The following is a 19825-nucleotide window of genomic DNA, read 5'->3' as shown; positions in this document are numbered from 1 at the left end:
CGGGTAGAGCAACTAATGGCCGGTAAAAGTAAAACCATCAAAGTCGATTATTTGGCACGCGTTGAAGGCGAGGGTGCGCTCTATATACGCTACGACGATCATGGTGTGCACGAAGTACAATTAAAGATCTTTGAACCCCCACGCTTCTTTGAAGCCTTTTTGCGGGGGCGCGATTACACCGAAGCACCAGATATCACCGCCCGTATTTGCGGCATTTGCCCAGTGGCCTATCAAATGAGCGCGCTGCACGCCATGGAGAACGCGCTGGGTCTGTTTCCTACAGAACCCTTGAGAAATTTGCGCCGCTTGCTCTACTGTGGAGAGTGGATCGAAAGCCATATGCTGCATATCAGCATGTTGCATGCACCGGACTTTCTCGGCTATCCCAATGCCGTGGCCATGGCCAAAGACCACCCAGAGGTTGTACAACGGGCGTTGGAAATCAAGAAAACTGGAAATGCGCTGGTGCGTCTGCTTGGGGGTAGGGAGGTCCACCCAATCAACGTGCGCGTAGGGGGCTTTTATCGAGTGCCCAGCCTGGAGTCCTTTCAAGCACTGCGCCCCCAATTGTTAGAAGCCCACAATCTGGCAGAACTCATGGCGCGTTGGGCGGCGGGTCTTCCATTTCCCCATTGTGAGCAGTCCTATGAATGCGTCGCCCTGTCCAACCCCAGTGAATACCCCATGAATGAGGGGCGTATTGTTTCCAATCGCGGGCTGGATATTTCGGTAAAGGACTACGAAAAACATTTTCGCGAACAGCAGGTACCGCACAGTACGGCATTGCACAGTCTATTGATCGAGCGGGGCGCCTACCTTGTCGGGCCCATGGCGCGCTACAACCTCAACTACTCCCAACTCTCAGGAGAAGTGAGAAGCCTTGCCGAGGCGTTGGGTTTCCGAGCCCCCTGCAATAATCCCTTCAAAAGTATTGTGGTGCGCTGCCTGGAAGTACTCTACGCCCTGGAGGAAGCAGTGCGCCTCATCGATGCGTTTCAACCCCCCGATAAGCCCTACCTGGCTGTAGAACCCAGAGAGGCTAGTGGCTGTGCCGCTACCGAGGCCCCTCGCGGACTGCTCTATCACCGCTACGCCATGAATGAGCAAGGCAAAATTACTTTTGCCAAGATCGTCGCTCCCACCTCTCAAAATCAAAAAACTATCGAAGATGATCTACGCCTGATGCTGCCAAAATTCATGCACCTTCCCGAGCAACAATTACAGGGTTTATGTGAGCGCGCCATTCGCAATTATGACCCCTGTATTTCCTGCTCAACCCATTTCCTGCAGCTACATTTGCAACATGAGCCAAAAAGAATCTCCTGAGCGCTGGCTGCTGGTCAGCCTTGGCAATCGCTTCCGGGGAGACGATGGTGTGGGGCCCTATCTGCTCGACAAGCTGCGCAGCCAATTAAAAGGAAGCGCAGATTTTCTGGAGAGCGGCAATGACATGGTAACCCTTGTGGGGCATTGGAAAGATCGTCAGGTTTGCCTGGTAGATGCGATTTTGTCCGATGAGCAAAAATCGGGCGAACTAATCCGAGCTGATGGCCTGGCCGATATTATCGCGCCCAGTAACTGCATGACCTCCAGCCACGGTTTTAACCTCAGAGAAGCGATCGACTTGGGCAGAGTGCTGGGGGCATTGCCCCGCAGGCTGGAAATTTTTTCCATCTGTGCCGAGAACATCAGCTCCTGTGATCATCTCACTGCCGCAGTGAGGTTAGGCGCGGAGCGTGCCGAGCAGGAGCTACTTGCGTTTCTACAAGGCGATAACGGACAAAGCTGACAACGGAGACCAGTGATGCATGAACAGTCCTTGATCAGCAATCTGATCGAAAAAATACAGCAGCTTGCCGAGAACGAAGGCGCCAGGGTAGTGGGTGCCAAGCTGCGCCTAGGTGCCCTTGCACATATCTCCGCCCCACACCTAAGGGAACACTTCGAGCAGGCAACTTTCGGGACCAGCCTAGAAGGATTGCAACTGGAAATTGAAGAGCTCACCGATATTCACCATGCCGAAGCCCAGGACATTATCCTGGAAAATCTGCAATTTGAGGCCAGTGATGGACAATGAGCGTCGCCGGCTAGCGATTAAAGGCCTGGTTCAGGGCGTAGGGTTTCGACCCTATATTTATCGCTTAGCACGGGATTGCCAACTGACCGGCTGGGTTGCCAACCATAGTGGTGGATTACAGTTGGAGGTTGAGGGAAACAGCACAGGCATCGAGAAACTCCTGCAGCGTTTGCCTCTGGAAAAGCCACCGCACAGCCTGATACTCAGTATTGATAGTGAGGTAATTCCTGCCGAGGGTGACAGCGATTTTGAGATTCGAGAAAGCACCGTTACCGCCGCACAATCTACCCTGGTGCTGCCAGATATAGCTCCCTGTAACTCCTGCCAGGCCGAATTGCAGGATTCCCGTAACCGCCGGCACAAATACCCATTCATCAACTGCACGCACTGCGGCCCGCGCTTTAGCATCATTGATAAGATGCCCTATGATCGCGCCAACACTGCAATGGATCAGTTTCCTCAATGCGCCAAATGCCAAGCTGAATACACCAATCCCGAAGACCGCCGTTTTCACGCCGAACCCAATGGCTGTCCAGAATGTGGCCCACAGCTGCAGCTCTGTGATAGCAAAGGCAAGGTGCTTCTCACCGGCCTTGCAGCCTTGAATGAGACGTTCGCCAGCCTGGCCAGTGGAAAAGTTGTTGCGTTGAAAGGTGTAGGGGGGTTCCAACTATTGGTAGATGCCGGCAATAGCCAGGCATTACAGACATTACGCAAACGCAAGCAGCGCCCACACAAACCTTTTGCCCTGTTGTATTGCTCTTTATCGGCAGCGCGACGTGATTGTCGGATTTCTGAGTTGGAGGCAAAACTGCTTACTTCACCGGCACGCCCCATCGTACTACTGGAAGCAAAACCGGAAGCGAATGCCAGGGTACACGAGCTGGTAGCGCTGGGTTCACCAGATCTGGGGGTGATGTTGCCAGCCTCACCACTGCACCTACTACTTGCCGAAGAGTATGCGGCCCCCCTTGTCGCCACCAGCGGCAATTTGGCTGAAGAGCCAATTTGCATTGAAAATACGGAGGCTTTGCGGCGCCTTGGCAAAATTGCCGACCGTTTTTTACTGCATAACCGCCGCATAGTGAGGCCATTGGATGACTCGGTACTGCGCGTAGTAGAAGACCGCCCCTTGATGTTACGCCGTGCACGCGGCTATGCCCCACTACCCATTACCCAGGCAAAACTGTCACAACAGGCACTCACTCAATCCTATTTAGCCCTGGGAGCAGATTTAAAAAATTCCGTGGCGCTGTCCCACAATGGTTGGATTTATCAGAGCCAACATATTGGCGACCTGAGTAGCGCCACCGCAATTGAGCACTTTGACCGCACGATTGCGGACCTCACTGGCTTACAACAGCGTCGACCGCAAACTCTGATCCACGACCAGCACCCAGGCTATAGCTCTCATCGCTGGGCACTGCAACAGCAGGCTCCACGCCTGGGGGTACAACACCATGTTGCCCATCTGTTTTCCTGTATGGCCGAACACGGTCACAGTGGTGCCGCACTTGGCGTCTGCTGGGACGGCACTGGCTATGACAGCAGCGGCATAGTGAGGGGCGGGGAGTTCCTCCTCTGGGACGGTAAATCGCAAGTAGAACACGTCGCCAGCCTGCGCACATTTCCCCTGCCAGGTGGAGAAAAGGCTGTGCGCGAACCACGGCGGGCTGCGGCGGGCCTGCTATATGAAATTTCCGGATACATGGCGCTGCAACACCAGCTGCTCAAGCGCTGCTTTACCCGCAGTGAACGCCGTAACCTGGTCACCATGCTCGAAGGTGAGGTCAACAGCCCTCTATGCAGCAGTGCCGGGCGCCTGTTTGATGCAGTGGCCGCACTGTTGGGGCTATGTAGCCAGTCGAGCTATGAGGGGCAGGCCGCCATGGTGCTGGAACATAGTGCCCGAGGAATTCAGAGTAGTGACAGCTATCCATTCGACCTGTATCAGCGTCAAAGCAAGTGGGAGCTGGACTGGGCCCCCTGTATTAGCGCCTTGATACACGATGAAGGTAAGTCGCTGCCGCAACGGGCTGCGGCTTTCCACAATACCTTGGCAAATATGATTCTGGCAGTGGTCAGTGAGATCGGGGAGCGTCAGGTCTTTCTCTCCGGCGGTGTTTTCCAAAACCGAAGACTAACGGAACGCACCGCGACACTGCTGCGTGAGCGGGAATTTACCGTGCATTGCCACAGCCAGGTCCCCCCCAATGATGGCGGTATTGCTCTTGGGCAACTTCACTATGCCCACTGCATGGCTGCAGCCGGACAATCTGCGGGGGACTAAGTGGGCATGTGCTTAGGTATTCCCGGCCTTATTGAAGAGATCACAGACAATTCCCCCCTGGAACGCCTGGGCAAGGTACGTTTTGGCGGCATAGCCCGGCAAGTCAACTTATCCCTGGTGCCAGATGCCAGCGTTGGCGATTATGTGGTAGTCCATGTGGGTATCGCCATCAGTCAGATACGGGAAGAAGAAGCCGAACGTGTTTTTCGCGACCTGGAATCCCTGAGCGGGCCGAGCGGCCAGGAGTGATGCCGTGAAATTTGTCGATGAATACCGCCAGAGCGAAACTATCCAAAAGATAGCCACAGAAATTCGCAAAGAAACCACGCGCCCCTGGACGATTATGGAAGTGTGCGGTGGGCAGACTCACGCCATCGTTAAGAATCGCCTCGACCAGTTACTACCGCAAGCAATAGAGTTGGTTCATGGACCGGGCTGCCCGGTTTGTGTGACCCCCCTGGAGACCATTGATCGGGCCATTGCCATCGCTGCATTACCGGGAGTGATTTTCTGTTCCTTTGGCGATATGTTGCGAGTACCCGGGTCAGAACACAGCCTGCTCGATGTGAAAGCCAATGGTGGCGACATTCGCATTATCTATTCCCCCCTACAGGCGGTGAAGATTGCCGAGGACCACCCAACAAAGCAGGTGGTCTTTTTTGCCGTAGGATTTGAAACAACCGCAGCCGCGAATGCCATGGCTGCCACCCAAGCCAAACAAAAGTCGCTTAAGAATTTTTCCCTGTTGGTTTCCCAGTTTTTGGTGACACCTGCCATCGCGTCTATATGCGCCGCCAAGGATACACGTGTGCAGGGATTTCTTGCCGCTGGCCATGTGTGCTCAATTACTGGTTACGAAAGCTATCTGCCCCTTGCCGAAAAGTATCAGGTGCCGATTGTCGTTACCGGCTTTGAACCCCTGGATATTCTTGAAGGTTTGTTGATGTGCCTGCGCCAATTAGAGCAGGGCAGTTATCAGGTGGAAAACCAGTATCTAAGAGCGGTAGAGCGAACCGGCAACCGCCCGGCACAAGTGTTACTGAACAATGTATTTAGCGTTTCTGCTCAGTGTTGGCGGGGCCTGGGTGAAATTCCAGCGAGTGGCTTGGCACTTGCTGAAGAGTTTTCAGATCTCGATGCAACAAAGAAATTTGCATTGCCAGAGATCAAACCCCGGGAGCAACACCAGTGTATGAGTGGTGCCATTATGCTCGGCCTCAAAAAGCCCGGCGACTGTCCCCATTTCGGCACAACCTGCCGCCCAGACCACCCCCTGGGCGCCCCCATGGTTTCCTCCGAGGGTGCCTGCTCCGCCTACCACCGCTATAGCCAACAGGTAAAAACCCGTGAATCTTCAATGTCCTCTCCCAACAACCAATAAGGACAGTATCCGCCTGGGGCATGGCAGTGGTGGCGAGATGACCCAGCAACTTCTGAAGGAGTTTATCCAACCTCTGTTCAAAAACACCTGGATCGACCAGGCCCACGACAGCGCTACCTTGCCTTGGGATTCTGATCGCCTGGTATTCACCACCGACTCATTCGTAATTACCCCTTTGTTTTTCCCCGGTGGGGATATCGGCAAATTGGCCGTTTACGGAACCGTCAATGACTTGGCCATGGGCGGTGCCGAGGCAAAATTCTTGAGTTGCAGCTTGATACTGGAAGAAGGGTTGCCGTTCAACACATTAAAAAGAGTGCTGCAATCCATGGCTGCCGCAGCCGAGGAAACCGGTATAAAGCTGGTTACCGGGGACACCAAGGTCGTGGAGAGAGGCAAGGGCGATGGTATCTATATCAATACCAGTGGAGTGGGTAGCTTACTGAGTAATCACCCAATAGAACCCAGTTATATCCGCCCAGGTGACAGAATTCTATTGTCCGGGGATATTGGCCGACACGGCATTACCGTTATGGCAAGCCGTGAGGGATTGGAATTCGAAACTGCACTCACCAGTGACTGCGCCCCGCTCAATGCTGCAATTTCAGCATTGCTGCAGGGCGGTATTCCGCTTCACTGTTTGCGGGATCTCACTCGCGGTGGTCTCGCGACGGCCCTGGTGGAACTGGCCGAAACCAGTGGGCAGGCCTTCGAACTGGATGAAGCGCAGATCCCAGTCTGCGAATCAGTCTACGGAGCCTGTGAAATGCTGGGCCTAGACCCCCTTTACGTGGCCAACGAGGGGCGTTTCGTTGCATTTATTCCCGCAGAGTGCGCTGATCAGGCCAGCGCTATCCTAAGAGAGGAACGGGTAGGGGCATCCTGTGCAATTATTGGAAAAGTCACTGGCAAGCCCAGTGCCCAGGTTATTCTAAAAAACAGCCTGGGATGTGATCGCCTGTTACAGCGCTTGCCAGGAGAACAGTTGCCAAGAATTTGTTAGCCAATAGCATTTATAAACATCCTGCGGAAACATTGATAGCAGCCTCAACCTCCCTGGCATTGTTCATTTTAATGTCATGCATTGCCCTGATTCCCGCCCCGCAGTTTCGGGTAAGGTTCTGATTAAACTAAGTGCTAGAGCGCGATTAGTTGGCAGTGGCGTTTTGTCACAGCAAGCGGCTGGCTTCATTTTTACTAAGCTTCCCAGTCTAAACGCATGACTATTCATTGCTAAGCTCAGTCGAAAACTGTGAAAGGTAATCCGATAAAGGTGAACCGTGCTTCAGACAAGGCCTGAGAAAAACTGGCACTCAATGTCCCCAGATGCGGTGTTCTCCGAGCTGAAGACCAGTATGGCCGGAATCAGTGAGGAGGAAGCTGCACTAAGACTGCGAACCTACGGGCCTAACTGCCTGCCAGCACCAGCTCGCAAAGGGTTTCTGCGGCGCTTCTTCTCCCATTTCAACAACCTCCTGATCTACGTCCTGCTCGGGGCGGCGCTTATCACAGGCCTACTACAACACTGGGTAGATACCGGGGTCATCCTGGCGGTGGTTATCGTCAATGCGATTATCGGCTTTGCTCAGGAGGGTAAAGCGGAAAGGGCCATGGATGCTATCCGCCATATGCTGGCTCCACGCGCCGCAGTCCTCCGCAGCAATCAGCGGCTCACTGTGGAGGGAGAGAAACTGGTACCCGGCGATATTGTGCTCATTGAGGCTGGTGACAAAGTGCCTGCCGATTTGCGGCTGTTAAAAACCCACGGTCTGCAGGTACAAGAGGCCATCCTGACCGGGGAATCCATCCCGGTAGAAAAACATACCGATCCGGTTAACACCGATACCCCCTTGGGGGACCGTAGTTGCTTAGCCTATAGCGGAACCACTGTCACCAATGGGCAGGGAGTGGGGGTAGTAGTGGCCACCGCAGCAGAGACTGAGATCGGTCATATCAGTGGCATGCTCGCCAGTGTTGAAACTTTAACCACTCCGTTGGTTGAACAGATGGGTTTCTTCGCCAAATGGCTGGCCCTTTTTATTCTGGCCGTTGCTGCGTTGATCTTCGCCTTTGGGCTGTTTGTATTGCAGCACAATTTTAATGAACTGTTTATGGCCATTGTTGGGCTTTCGGTAGCGGCCATTCCCGCGGGCTTACCGGCAGTTCTAACCATCACATTAGCGGTCGGGGCCCAGGCGATGGCACGGCGCAACGCCATTGTCCGGCGCCTGCCGGCTATCGAAACCCTGGGATCAGTATCGGTAATCTGTACCGATAAAACTGGGACGCTCACCCGCAACGAGATGTGCGTCGCCACAGTAGTTACAGGCGCACAACGCTATGAAGTAGAGGGCGAAGGCTATGAACCGCGGGGTGAAGTCATGCTCGGCGGCGCGCCGGTAGCGATGTCAGCCCCAAACCCACTGCAGGAGTTAGCCCGTGTCGCGGTTCTTTGTAATGACGCCGAGCTCAGAAAAGAGGATGGCAACTGGCTCGCCGAGGGTGATCCCATGGAGGGGGCCTTACTGGCCTTCGCAGCAAAGGCGGGAATGAATAGCGGGGAGGTACGCAAGCAGTGGACCCGTACCGATATTATCCCCTTTGATGCCCAGCATAAGTATATGGCCAGCCTAAACCACAACCATGAGAACCATGCACTGATCGCCGTTAAAGGGGCGCCGGAACAGGTTTTGGCAATGTGCAAAACCTATCGCAGCGAGGATGGAGGCTGCGAACCGCTGATGGAGACTTACTGGCGACAAAAGACCGAGGAGGTGGCGGCATTGGGACAGCGTGTCTTGGCGCTCGCCACAAAAGAGGTAAAGCCAGAGCACACGGTGCTGGAGCACTCAGACGTAAAGGGAACTATGACTCTTCTAGGCTTGGTGGGATTGATCGATCCACCCCGTCAGGAAGCTATAACCTCAGTTGCGGAGTGTAGGGGCGCGGGTATTCGAGTGAAGATGATTACCGGCGATCATGTCGCGACCGCAAAAGCCATCGGTCAACAGATAGGCTTGCAGCGGCCTAACAAAGCCCTAACGGGAGTGGACATCGACAACCTGAATGACGCGGCATTAGCGGCAGAAGTCCTGAAGGTGGATATCTTCGCCCGCAACAGGCCTGAGCATAAATTGCGGCTGGTAACCGCATTGCAGGCCCACGATATGACTGTGGCAATGACTGGCGATGGCGTAAACGATGCCCCCGCTTTAAAACGCGCCGATGTGGGTATTGCCATGGGCCGGGGGGGGACAGAGGCAGCCAAAGAGGCCTCCGAGCTGGTTCTAGCCGATGATAATTTCGCTTCCATCGGCGCTGCGGTCCGTGAGGGGCGCACGGTTTATGACAATATAAAGAAAGTGATTAGCTGGACGCTGCCCACCAACGCAGGGGAAGCCTCAACCATTATTGTGGCGCTGCTCTTTGGCATGGTACTGCCGATAACACCGATCCAAATACTTTGGGTAAACCTGATTACCGCTGTTACGCTCGGTATTGCGCTCGCCTTTGAGCCCACAGAAGAAAATACTATGCACCGCCCACCACGGTTGCGCGACCAACCGCTCCTTACCAGTGTACTGGTATGGCATATCACATTAGTTAGCACCTTATTCCTGTGTGGCGTATTCGGAATATATACCTACGCCATTCAGCAGCACTACTCATTGGAATTGGCGCGAACCATGGCCATGAATACATTGGTGGTAATGGAAATTTTCCACCTGTTTTTTATTCGCAATATGTATGGCACCTCTCTCACCTGGAAGGCAGTGCGCGGCACCAAAGTGGTGTGGATGGCAGTCATCATGGTCACTTTGGGGCAATTTGCCATTACCTATGTCCCACTCCTGCAGGAAGTCTTTGCTACTGAGGCAGTGCCACTTTTTGATGGCATTCTGATTGTTGCGATTGGCGTGGCGCTGTTTGCCATTATCGAGATTGAAAAACAGATGCGGATACGCCTTTCCCGCCAGACACAAAGCTCCACTGCCAGGGAAAATTCTTAATTCCGTACCTTGATCTGTTCTCAGCCTGACCAACCCTACAGCCTAAGCCCCGCTTTAATTGGCTCACAATTTGCTGCCTCTTTATGGGTTTATTCTTATTACTAGTGATCAGATGCTCTCAATGTGTGTTGAAAGCCAGCGCAGCTCTACCAAAGCTGAAACTTTCAGTGACATAGAGCACATTTTTGCAGGTTGGCAGCAGGGGCAACACCGTCATAGACACTTTGCAATACTCTTGAGCTTAACCGTGCTAGAGAGCTTTTCAGGGATCGCGTTTAACACAAGGTTAAAACCCGGAACAGCAGTGTAGCGAGCAAGTAAAACTTTCCGCCATAAAACCTTATGACATTTAGTGAAGATCCAGGCCGGGCCCCGGTAGGGAGTAATGAGATGCCGTTTAAACAAATCCTACTTCCTCTTGATGGCTCAGCTATCGCTGAAGAGGCCATCGCCCATGGAGTTATGCTGGCCCAGAACAGTGGTGCAAAAATTCACCTTCTTCATGTACAAAATTCTGAAGAGCAGAGCATAGATCCGGTGGACTGGCGGCTGCGCAGAGTAGAGCTGCGTAGCTACCTCAACCGTTTGGCTGAGCCCATTTCAGAGCAGGGTATTACTGTAAGCCAGTCTGTGGTGGAGGGGCGCCCAGCAGAGCAGATTGTAGAGTACTGCGATGAGGTCGATATCGATCTGATTGTACTCACTGCATACGGCAAGGGTGGCGTCAGCCGTTTCGACTTCGGCAGCACCGCCCAAAAGATTTTTAGTGGCTCTGGGCGGTCCTTCATCATAGTGCATCCGGGTTTAAAACCTCCAGCCCAGGAAAACATGGCTTACCGCCGTATTCTGGTCTCGATGGATGGTTCCTCTCATTCCGAGTGGGTTGCTTGCCAGGCGGCATCAATGATGCGTGGGCAAGAAATGGAAATGATTCTGCTGCAAGTGATTGCTGTGCCAGATATGCCCCGCAAAATGCCGATCACCCGCGAAGAACACGCCACACGGGAAAAGTTTGTCGAATGCAATCGACGCGCGGGTGAAGTCTACTTGGAGGAGATGGCTCGCCAATTGGAAAACGGCATCAAAGTGCGGCCCTTGCTGCTGGTTGCACAGAATGTCGCCGAGTGTATTTATGCCACTGCTGCGGAAGAGGATGTCGATCTGATTGCCATGAGCGCGCACGACTGGCAAACCGGTGAGCAACACGTAACGGGTACCGTCTGCCACTCCGTTATATCCCACAGTAACCTGCCGGTTCTGGTATTCCAGGATTTGCAGGAATCCCAATTACAGGCTCTGCGCGCTGACAACATAGCCTGCCAAATTCGCCACTCAACTCTTCCGGTAAGAAATGAAGCGCATCGATGAAATTGCGGTTTTGGAAAAAGCAGGGCGCTCGCCAGGGGTACAAGTTCTTTGTACATGCAAAGTCCGAGCAAAGCGGTACTCAATCTGGGAGTACCGCCCACGGGATTGGTAACAATTCGAACCGGGATAATGAACAGCAGCGCCTGGAAGACATAGCCGCGCTGGCCAAGCAGCACGCAAGCCCTGTCGGTACCGGTGGTGGCTACCGCTTGCGACTGCACTTGCGTCAGTTAGAAAAACATTTCGAGAAAATCTATCGGCATCTCGCCACTCGGGTAGAGGCGGGCGAAAAAAGTACTCGCAGTGAAGAGTGGCTACTAGATAACCGCCATGTGGTCCAGGAAGCCCTGCAGTTGGTATGTGAGTCCCTGCCGGTGAACTACTTAAAGCAGTTGCCACAAGTGTCTGCCGAAGACGGCAGTCTCGACCTGCGTTTACATGTCCTTGCCGATGCATTGATCACCGATTTCTCCCAACCCGTAGATATGCAATCCATTCACCTGTTGGTTGAGCACTACCAGGAGGATGCTGTTTTAACCACCGGCGAACTCTGGGCACTGCCCGCACTTTTGCGCCTTTGCCTATTGGAGCACTTGGCGCAGCTGGCCGAGGATGCCCTGGGAGGACATACCGCTACAGAAGAGGAACTCAGCGTTGGCATTGCCAGCGGTATCATTAGCCTGCGAGAACTGCGCAGTTGTAACTGGCGGGATTTTGTTGAGTCCCTCAGCCGTGTAGAACATATATTGCGTAAAGACCCTGCAGACGCCTACCGCCGAATGGATTTTGAAACCCGCGATAGATACCGGGATGTGATAGAAAAGCTGGCACGCGGCAGTGGCAAAACCGAGCAGCAGGTTGCCCAGTGCGTGGTGGAACTGAGCGGCATACAGAAAACCGATAAGCGCACCCGGCATGTGGGATACTACCTGATAGATGAAGGGCGTCCACAGCTGGAAACCCTGATGGACTATCGCCCTGGCTTTCTGCAGCGCCTTCATTGGCAGCTATTGCACAAGGCATCCAGGGTATTCTTTTCCGGATTGGCTCTTTTCTCGATTCCACCGCTACTTGCCCTGGCTGTTTATCTACTCTGGAGCGGTGCTTCTATCATTTTGACGTTATTGGTACTGCTGGTTACCGCAGTGCCAGTGGTCGGTATGGCCCTGGCTCTGGTTAACGGTTTAATTACCCACTGCTTGCCCCCGCGCCTGCTAGCAAAACTGGATTTTGATAAGGGCATATCCAGTGAATACCGCACGGTTGTGGTTATGCCGGTACTATTTGCCGATGCGGAGGATATGCAAAGGATTCTCGAGTGTCTGGAAATCAATTTCCTCAACAACGGAGATAGGAATCTTGTTTACGCAGTTTTAAGTGATTTTGCAGACGCCGATACACAAAGTACCAGTGAGGACACAACATTATTAGAAATCGCCAAAGCATCTATTGAAGCCCTGAACGAACGCCACAGGGTCGATGAGGGCAGATCACCGTTTTTACTATTACATCGTGAGCGTCGCTGGAATGCGTTGGAAAACTGCTGGATGGGCTGGGAGCGCAAGCGCGGCAAACTGATCGAATTCAACAGACTACTGTCTGGCAATGAGGAGCAAAGTTTTACCACTTGTTTTGGCGATCGCAAACAACTGCAAGGCATTCGCTATGTCATCACTCTCGATGCCGACAGCCAGATGCCACCAGACACCGCACGACGCCTCGTTGGTGCCATAGCGCACCCACTCAATCGCGCAGTGGTCAACAGCAGCACACAAAGAGTGGTAGCAGGTTATGGATTTTTACAACCCCGGGTGGAAACCGACCCGGCTAGCTCTGATGGAACCCTATTCAGCCAGATTTTTGCCGGTGATCGCACCGTAGACCTCTACACCCACGCCGTCTCGGATGCCTACCAGGACCTGTTCGGCGAGGCGATATTTACCGGTAAAGGAATTTACGACCCGGAGGTTTTCTCCCAGACCCTGGCCGGGCATCTTCCAGAAAATGCCATCCTCAGCCACGATTTAATCGAAGGTGCCATCGGTGGTGTAGGGCTGCTGTCGGATGCAGTCTTCTACGAACAATACCCACCTAATGTTTTCGCCATGCTGCGCCGCTCGCACCGCTGGATTCGCGGTGATTGGCAGATACTTTCCTGGCTGGGCAAACGTGTACCGGTCGATAGCGGTGAACAAGTCGACAACCCTTTACCGACAATTCAGCGCTGGCAAATCGTCGATAATCTGCGACGCAGCCTGGAGGCCCCCTGCCTGTTGGCACTTTTTCTGCTGGCCTGGAGCGGTTGGCTACCGGGCCATGCCTGGGCTTGGACTTCGGCGCTACTTTTGTTGTCTTCCGCATCAGTATGGCAGGAATTACTATCGATGGTCTGGCGCAGCATCGCTGATCCCAGCCGCGCCCATCTTCATTTCCGGGGAGGGCCAGCGGTTCTACAGCAGCGCTTTTTACACTGGCTGCTATCGCTGGTTCTGCTCCCGGTGCAAGCGATTAACGCGTTGGATGCGATCGTACGCACACTCTATCGGCTGCGCGTTTCCCACCGCCATTTGTTGCAGTGGACATCAGCGGCACATGTGAATCGCTCTGTCAGCAGTGCACTGACTGCGTTTGGCAGTTGGCGTGCGATGTGGGTTTCCCCACTGATCGCTCTATTGGTAACTGCAGGCTTGGCTTATTGGGTTCCCGCCAGTCTCTTACCTGCAGCACCGTTTTTGTTGGCCTGGCTCTTTGCACCCCAACTTCTTCACCATATCAATTTACCGCGAGAGCTGGAGCCATCAGTTCTAACAGAAGAGGACAAGCGCGAGTTGCGTTTGCTAAGCCGGCGAACCTGGTTTTTCTTCGAACACTTTATGGGGCCTGACGATCACTGGCTGCCGCCAGATAATTATCAGGAAGAACCCCTGGCGGTCCTGGCCCGGCGTACATCCCCCACCAATATCGGGCTGGGCTTGCTCTCTATTCTCAGCGCCTACGACTTTGGTTACGTTGATCTCAGCCTGCTATTAGCTCGACTCAACAACAGCTTCGACCGTATGCGCGGACTGGAGCGCTATCGCGGACACTTCCTCAACTGGTACGAAACCCGCGAACTACACCCGCTCAACCCCCGCTATGTATCCACCGTGGATAGCGGCAACCTGGCCGGCAGCTTACTAACACTGGCCTCCGGCCTGGAGTCCCTGAAAACTGAACCACTGAGTGGACGCCAGCTGGTACTGGGGATCACCGATACCCTCGATGCCATGGCAGAAACCCTGCAGCCGGTCGATACGGACTCCGCCCCCAATGAAATCCGTGAGATCAACGCGCAGCTAGCGCAGTTTCGCCAACGTTTACAAGCCGGCGCGGAGCACAATCGCTGGTGGCAAACCATCGACGATATCTATGAGAGAGATGTACCCTGGCTACAGAAGCAGATGCTGGCGCTGATCGAGGGTGACGAAAAAAATTTCAGCGCAGAGGATCTTGGTCGACTACGCCAATGGCTCGATGAACTGCACCGCCATGCGGTGGCCGCGAGACGCTATCAGGAGGCGCTCGAACCCTGGCTGCGACTTATGCAGGTACCACCCAAAGTCTGCCGGGAGGGTGTGAAGCATGTCAGAAAAGCTTATCTCGCCCTGGCAGATACTTTGAAAATCCCGGTTTCCCTATCGACCATGCCTGACTTTTGCGATGCTGCAGAACAACAACTGCTGCAACTGCAAAAACACCTCGCTGTAGAACCACAAGAGCACGATGAAGCCGCCTCTTGGTGTGAAAAAATGCACAGCGCACTGGAAAGCGCACGGGAAAATGCCGCCAGTTATTGCCGAGACATTACCAGCCTTTCCACCAGGGCACTCAACTGGGTGGAAGAGATGGATTTCGCCTTCCTCTACGATCGCGATCAGCATCTATTTCATATCGGTTACAACATTACCGATGCAGCACTAGACGCCAACCACTACGATTTACTCGCCTCAGAATCGCGCCTGACCGGCTTCCTCGCTATTGCCAAAGGCGATGTACCGGCGCGCCACTGGCGCCACCTTGAGCGACCATTTCGGCACCTTCATCGCCGGGTGGTGTTGATGTCTTGGAGTGCGACCCTGTTTGAATATTTAATGCCGCGGCTGTTTATGGAAACGCCAGAGCACAGTTTGATAGGGCGGGCCTGCCGTAATGCCATTGAAGTGCATCGCAAGTTTACCGGCCGTTTCGAACTGCCCTGGGGTATCGCCGAATCCGGTTACTACGAACTGGATAGCCAATTGCACTACCAATACCGTGCCTTTGGAGTGCCCGGTATCGGTTTTCGTCGCGACCTCGGTGAACGCCTGGTTATAGCGCCTTATGCTTCCATGATGGCACTACCATTCGATGCCGCAGGGGTTATGGAGAACCTGCGCCAGCTTCGTGCCGAAGGTGGTTACGGCCAGTTCGGTTTGTATGAAGCGATTGACTACGGCCGTACGGCCAAAGCTATACCTCGACGCGCACGCACTGTGCGCTCCTATATGAGCCACCACCAGGGCATGATCCTACTGGCCATTAATAACTACCTCCACGATGACATAATGCAACAACGCTTCCACAGCGATGTGCGCATTGCCGGCCTGACGCCACTACTGCACGAGCGCCTGCCCACCGCGCGGCCGGCCCTAAGACCCTGGCAACAGCCGGGGCTACAGCGCAGTTTCCACGCTGAGGGAGCCCTGCAGAGCTGGGCTGCTCTTCCGGGGAGACCCTATCCGCAATACAACCTGCTCTCTAACGGCCACCACACCCTGCTGCTGGGAGCAGATGGTTCAGGTGGCAGCTATTGGCACAATCTTGCCCTGACACGCTGGCAGCCAGATCCGACCCAACACCAGGGCGGACACTGGAATTATGTCCGCGATCTGGACAGCGGCGAGCTGTTTTCTGTGGGGCTGGCCCCCTGTGGCGGAGACGCCGGCCACTGTATGGCCAACTTCTCACCACAGGAAGTAGAGTTCCAGCGCCGTGAAGCGGAGTTATTCTGCCGCTTACACATTGCCCTCAGTTCCCAGCATGACTTAGAAGCTCGCCGACTGGTAATCAAAAATGAGAGCAATCGCAGCCGCCACCTGCTGCTGGCGGATTATGCCGAGGTGGTGCTAGCGCCAGAACGCGATTACCAGCGTCATCCCGCCTTTGCCAAACTGTTTGTGGAGAGCCAGTACCTGCCCGATGAGCAGGTGATGCTCTATCGAAGGCGGCCTCGCAGCGGCGAGGAAAAACCGATATATCTAGCCCACTGCGCATTGGTTTCTGCCGATGTAAGTCACCAGCTGGGCTGGGAAACCGATCGGGTACGTTTCCTCGGCCGCGGCGGGTCCCCGGCAAGGCCTCTGGCTCTGCAACGAGGCCTGGAAGGCTTCACGGGAACCACTGGCCCTGTATTAGACCCGGTAATTGCCTCAGCCCAAGAAATTTCTATTTCGCCTCATTCTGAAGTCGAAGTGATCTACCTGACTGGCGCCAGTAAATCACGCCGGGAGTTGTTGGCTGTATTGCGCTCTTATCGCTCGCGGCCCAAGGCACGTTGGGTATACGACCTGGCGCGAATGCAGTCTGAACAGGAATTACACAACCTGCGTATCCCCGCGGCAGATGTCTACTGGATGATGGAGTTGCTCTCCGCTGTACTAGCTCCCTCCGGCGGGCTGCGCGCCTCTTCCCGAGTATTGGCCCGCAGTCATCATATTCAGCGTTGCCTGTGGAGCCGTGGCATCTCCGGAGATAACCCAATCCTGTTACTGCAGGTGCGCAGTGAGCAGGGCATTGATTTTGCCGAGCCCATTCTGCAAGCCCACACTCTCTGGAGCGGCCGCGGCCTGGCTATTGACCTGGTTATTGTTGATGAGGATTCCGCCGGTTATTCCCAGCAGACCCGCGACAGGTTACAGGAGATGATCGCCGATATTCGCGGTCGTACTATGCGCAAACTAAACGGCTCAGTGGTGATAGTGCCAGGCCAGGAGCTGCCAGAGTCTGATCGTATGGGCCTTTTGGCTGCAGCACGGGTATTGCTCGATTCCTCAGCAGGGCCAGTGGCCACACAGCTGGAGAATAGTGCCACCGCACTACAGGCTCAGATGCAGCCATTGCCTCCTTTTGTACCGGTGCAATCTGCAGGTTATGTCCAGTTACCAACACCAGCCCTGCAACGCCCAAATGATCTTATATTTGATAATGGCCTGGGTGGATTTTCAGCGGATGGGCGCGAGTACATCCTGCATCTACAGTCAGGCAAGCCGGAAAAACCGGGCCAGCGCCCTCCTGCACCCTGGGTAAATATCATCGCTAATCCCAACTTCGGTTGTCTGGTATCCGAAGGGGGCTCCTGCTGTACCTGGAGCGGCAACAGTGGTGAACACCGGCTGACCGCCTGGAATAACGATCCGGTCCGCGACCCCAGTGGTGAAACCCTCTACCTACGCGATGAAGAGAGCGCCCAGGTTTGGTCTCCAACCCCGGCCCCGCGGCCCGCCGAGACCGACTATCAGGTAAGGCATGGGGCAGGTTACACCGAGTATCGCCATAACAGCCACGGCCTTGAGCAGTCCTGGCGTATTACGGTCGATCGCACTGCTCCGGTGAAAATTGGCCGGCTGACATTGAAAAATGGCTGGAACAGGCCTCGCCGATTAACTGCCACCTACTACGTGGAGTGGGTAATGGGACTGACCCGCGGCAACAGTTGGGCTCATCAGGTCAATGAGTTCATACCAGAAAGCAATACGTTATTGGCCCGCAACGCCTTTGTCCCGGATGCCAAACCCGGTGTCGCCTTCCTGACTGCCAGCCTGCCACCTCACGGTCTGACCACAGATCGGCATGAGTTTATTGGCAGTACCGGGAGCCCACAGGCACCGGAGGCACTGTTTCGGATTGGCCTCTCCGGGAAGGTGCAGTCTGGCGGCGACCCTTGCGCCGCTTATCAAGTCCATATTGATCTGGCTATCGGCGAAACCCAACACATTTATTTTGTGATGGGGGAGGGGATTGATCGTGCCCAGGCATTGGATTTGGCCGGTGAATTCCGGGATCCACAAAGAGCCGCAAACTCCCAGGCCGAGTTCGAACAGTTTTGGGAGAATTATCTGCGCTCTGTTCAGGTGCGAGTGCCCGATAAGGCCACCGAGCTGATGGTAAACCGCTGGCTACCTTATCAAACCCTGGCCTGCCGCCTCTGGGGCCGCAGCGGCTTCTATCAATCCAGTGGTGCCTTTGGTTTCCGTGATCAGCTTCAGGATGTACAGGCACTGCTGTGGACACATCCCGATTGGACACGCCAACATATTTTGCGCACTGCCTCACGCCAGTTCCAGGATGGAGATGTACTGCACTGGTGGCATGAAAATCCCTTACGCGGTGTGCGCACCCGCTGCTCCGACGACTTATTGTGGCTGCCATTTGTTACAGCCCAATACATTCGCACCACGGGTGATTACCAAATCCTGGATGAACCGGTCAGCTATCTTGCCGGGGCACCACTGGGCAAAGATGAGCACGAACGCTACGCCGAGTTTGAAAGCAGCGATGAATCCGGATCTCTGTACGAGCACTGCTGCCGCGCAATTGAGCGCGCCGGCGCCGTAGGACCGCACGGGCTACCGGTAATCGGCAACGGCGACTGGAACGACGGCTTCAGCCGTATCAGTACCACCGGCCGCGGTGAGAGTGTATGGATGGGCTGGTTTTTACTGCGAGTTTGTCGGGATATGGCACCCCTGTGCGACTACATCGGCGATTCTGCACTGGCAGAATACTACCGTCAGCTGGGAGAAAATTTCCGTCAGCAGGTAGAAGACAGCGGCTGGGACGGCGCCTGGTATCGGCGCGCTTATTACGATGACGGCACGCCGATTGGTTCTAAGGACAGCGATGAATGCAAAATCGACCTGATTGCACAAACCTGGTCGGTGCTATCCCAGCAGGAACCCACTGAGCGATCCCGTAAAGCGATGGAATCGGCCGACCAGCACCTGGTAAACGAGTGCGCCCGGCAAATACTGTTGCTTAAGCCACCGTTTAACAAAACCAAGAAGGACCCCGGCTATATCAAAGGTTATCCACCGGGAATTCGTGAAAACGGTGGCCAATACACCCACGCCGCCACATGGGCCGTCTGGGCCGCGGCCGGACTCGGACAGAGCGAGCGGGCTTGGCATTACTTTAATTTGTTAAACCCAATTACCCACACCGATACCCTTGAAGGCGTAAAGCGCTATCGCACAGAGCCCTATGTATTAGCCGGCGATGTCTACGGCGTGGCCCCCCATGTGGGGCGCGGTGGCTGGACTTGGTATTCCGGAGCGTCCGGCTGGCTTTATCGCAGTGCACTAGAGGCATTACTTGGGGCAAAAATTCTCGACGGTAATCACTTGGTGGTCGAACCTTGCCTGCCGCAAAACTGGCATAACTATCACTTATCGCTGCGCTTTGGCAGCAGTCGCTATGAGATCGACATCAGTAATTGCGGTGGCTGTCCGCGAGAGATCGAATCACTGACGCTGGATGGAGAAAGAGTCACTTCAGGAGTCATTCCGTTAAAAGACAGCGGCCAGGAGCATCAGGTAGCTTTAGTATTCAAGCCTGTTTTTAATCCCCCCAAATAACAACGAAATACTTCACTATTAAATTTTTCAGTGTGGTCAGCAGGTTGC

General features: G+C 54.5%; 10 protein-coding genes. All 10 read left to right on the top strand.

Features of this window, described 5'->3' with window-relative positions; all coding sequences use genetic code 11:
- The first annotated feature begins 15 nt into the window (after positions 1-15).
- The 10 genes from ACJJI0_RS04775 to ACJJI0_RS04730 all read left to right on the top strand — a co-directional run bounded on the left by ACJJI0_RS04775 (position 16) and on the right by ACJJI0_RS04730 (position 19777).
- The gene (locus ACJJI0_RS04775; protein ID WP_444884907.1) at positions 16-1326 is read left to right on the top strand and encodes a Ni/Fe hydrogenase subunit alpha; all 1311 of its coding nucleotides are present in this window, start codon (positions 16-18) and stop codon (positions 1324-1326) included.
- Positions 1304-1789, top strand: coding sequence for a hydrogenase maturation protease (locus ACJJI0_RS04770; RefSeq protein WP_444884906.1), 486 nt, complete (start codon positions 1304-1306; stop codon positions 1787-1789). Before ACJJI0_RS04775 ends, ACJJI0_RS04770 begins: the two co-directional genes overlap by 23 nt.
- 15 nt (positions 1790-1804) lie before the next feature.
- Positions 1805-2077, top strand: a complete 273-nt coding sequence (locus ACJJI0_RS04765; RefSeq protein ID WP_444884905.1) for a hydrogenase/urease maturation nickel metallochaperone HypA — start codon at positions 1805-1807, stop codon at positions 2075-2077.
- Positions 2067-4367: a carbamoyltransferase HypF gene (gene hypF, locus ACJJI0_RS04760; RefSeq protein WP_444884904.1), complete on the top strand. Its 2301-nt coding sequence runs from the start codon at positions 2067-2069 to the stop codon at positions 4365-4367. Before ACJJI0_RS04765 ends, hypF begins: the two co-directional genes overlap by 11 nt.
- Positions 4368-4373: 6 nt before the next feature.
- Positions 4374-4616: a HypC/HybG/HupF family hydrogenase formation chaperone gene (locus ACJJI0_RS04755; RefSeq protein ID WP_444885911.1), complete on the top strand. Its 243-nt coding sequence runs from the start codon at positions 4374-4376 to the stop codon at positions 4614-4616.
- Between the two features lie 4 nt (positions 4617-4620).
- On the top strand, positions 4621-5748 hold the full coding sequence (gene hypD / locus ACJJI0_RS04750) for a hydrogenase formation protein HypD (protein ID WP_444884903.1): 1128 nt from the start codon (positions 4621-4623) through the stop codon (positions 5746-5748).
- Complete coding sequence (hypE, locus tag ACJJI0_RS04745) at positions 5714-6751, top strand: hydrogenase expression/formation protein HypE (RefSeq protein WP_444884902.1); 1038 nt, start codon at positions 5714-5716, stop codon at positions 6749-6751. The genes hypD and hypE overlap by 35 nt, the downstream gene beginning before the upstream one ends.
- A 277-nt stretch (positions 6752-7028) precedes the next feature.
- Complete coding sequence (locus tag ACJJI0_RS04740) at positions 7029-9758, top strand: cation-transporting P-type ATPase (protein WP_444884901.1); 2730 nt, start codon at positions 7029-7031, stop codon at positions 9756-9758.
- 390 nt (positions 9759-10148) lie between these two features.
- On the top strand, positions 10149-11126 hold the full coding sequence (locus tag ACJJI0_RS04735; protein WP_444884900.1) for a universal stress protein: 978 nt from the start codon (positions 10149-10151) through the stop codon (positions 11124-11126).
- Entirely contained in the window at positions 11123-19777 is an 8655-nt protein-coding gene (locus ACJJI0_RS04730; RefSeq protein WP_444884899.1) for a GH36-type glycosyl hydrolase domain-containing protein, read from the top strand. Before ACJJI0_RS04735 ends, ACJJI0_RS04730 begins: the two co-directional genes overlap by 4 nt.
- Positions 19778-19825 lie beyond the last annotated feature (48 nt).

The sequence above is a fragment of the Microbulbifer mixtoriginis (SeqCode) genome, assembly GCF_052466695.1.
Note: the sequence above shows the minus strand (reverse complement) of the source record. Positions and strands in the feature narration are given on the sequence as shown.